This is a genomic window from Aquiflexum sp. (assembly GCF_041749095.1).
Taxonomy (GTDB): Bacteria; Bacteroidota; Bacteroidia; order Cytophagales; family Cyclobacteriaceae; genus Aquiflexum.
On record NZ_JBGTCA010000495.1, the window covers coordinates 1 to 2,216 of the forward strand.

At 45.3% G+C, this 2,216-nt stretch carries 1 protein-coding gene; it reads right to left on the reverse strand.

The window, feature by feature from the left end; all coding sequences use genetic code 11:
- Positions 1-2,216 (reverse strand): SusC/RagA family TonB-linked outer membrane protein (locus ACEW8O_RS22660; protein ID WP_373496911.1); only part of this gene is annotated, 2,216 nt, incomplete at both ends.

Sequence of the window (2,216 nt, forward strand, 5' to 3'; positions counted from 1 at the left end):
GCCGCTGATAAATATCCTGGCATTTTGCACATTCCATCTTTGCACGATATTGGGAAGGAAGTTATACCCTATCTCAAGATTTCTCAATCTGACATAGGAACCGTCTTCCAACCACCTATCGCTTTCCAACCTGGCATTATCGATCAACCCCGGATCTCCTACAGAAAACCCGATTCTTGGATCAGAGGTATTGGTATTGTCCGGGCTCCATGGATTCAGATCACTTCTGAAATTGGTATTCTGGTAGCTGTCCAGTTCTCTTCTGATCCCATTCATTATCTGATGACCGAATACGCCTACCCATTGCATGTTGAAACTGAAATTCTTATACGTCGCATTGAACTGTGCCCCTGTCTGAAGCGTCGGCCATGGAGAACCCAGAAAAGTCCTGTCCTCCTGATTGATTTCGCCATCACCATTGATGTCAACAAAGCGAACATCTCCCGGCCTGGCAAATGGTTGGATGATCTGACCGTCAGCATTTCGGTAATTGTCGATTTCTTCCTGGCTTTGGAAAAGCCCATCTGTTTGCAATACATACCATTCACCCAAAGATCTTCCCAATTGGGTCCTTGTAATGCCGGTTTGGATATAGTTGACACCTTCACCAAGGTTTCCGATATCCACTACCCTGTTCCTGATAGTGGTAAAATTACCGGACACATCCCACTTGAATTCATTTTTTCTGTTCCGGTAGGTGGCTTCTACCTCAATACCTGTATTCCTGATGGATGCTGCATTTACCGCAGGTTCTCCGCCGAGGTTGCCCAAATACCATGCGATAGGCAAATTCACTAGGACATCCTTCGAAAGTGAATTATAGTATTCCGCTGAAATGATAAAACTATCATCAAAAAATCCGGCATCGAATCCTAAATTATGGCTCATTCTTCTTTCCCATCCCAAATTCGGATTGGCCAATCTTGCCTGGGTGGCACCTACATAAGCCGCCTGATCCGGTCCAAAAATCGCTCTGGGATTGGAATTCAAAAATCCGATATAATCCCATGATCCCACAGTCACGATACCCAATTCACCATAAGAAGCTCGGAGTTTCAAATCCGAAATCACCGATGATTCAAAAAAGCTTTCATCACCTATTCTCCAAGCACCTGCAATGGACGGGAAAAACCTGGACCTGTTTCCTTCACCAAACCTGGAATCCGAGTCATACCGACCGGTAAGGGTCAACAGGTATTTGTCCGCATAGGTATAATTGACCCTGCCGAGGTAGCCTGATATAATGTATTGCTGTGGAATAAAGCCATCTGCTATGGCCTCTCCTGTTGCCGAACTGACTGTGTTCAAATAAATGCCATCAAAGGATTGAAGATCAGTCCTGCCTGCTGACAGGATTTCCATTTTGGTACGTTGTTGGGAATGGCCCACTACACCATTGATGACATGTTTATCAATGGTTTTATTGAAATTAAGGGTATGTTCAAAAAGGAAACTTGAAAACAAACCCCGGTCCTCAATTACATTGGTCGGTGCGGCAGGCTGGTTGAAATGCCATTCTCCTGCCCTTCGCATTCTCTTATTATGGTCGAAGCTCAGTTCGGCACCTGCATTGAACCTGTACACCAAGGCATCTGTAATGTCCACATCAACGTAAGCATTGCCCACAATCTTTGCAAAATTGCTCCTCAAGCTGTTGATCGCATTGACCGCAACGGGATTCCAGGCATAGGTGACCGCATCCGTGGTTCCTTTGCCCCATCCGTCGGGATTTGCTTCCGAAATAAACCTATCGCCCTGAACCGGAATGACCGGTAGCAATTGGGGCATATCATAAAAAGAATTGCCCGTACCGGGAGATCTGGAAACGGAGTTTGTGAAAACCATATTTTCCCCAAAAGTTACTCTGCCCTTTTTGTTTCTTGTGTTGATCCTAAAGGCAACCCTTTCAAAATCTGTCCCGATCAAAACTCCTTTATTTTTGAAAAAACTTCCCGAAATCAAATAGCTGCTATTATCTGCTCCACCCGAAAGGGTCACATTATAATCCTGGGAATTGCCCATCCTTGTTCCCTCATCATACCAGTCCGTATTGATGGAAGGGTCAAATTGGGTTGAAACACTGGCAGGGGGAGTCAGTCCCGAATTGGTGAACTGCCTCCGCTGCATTTCCGCAAAATCAACATTGTTCATCATATCATATCCCGGGGGCAATTGTTCAAAACCATATTTGGCTGAAGCTGTAACCCTGGCAGCAC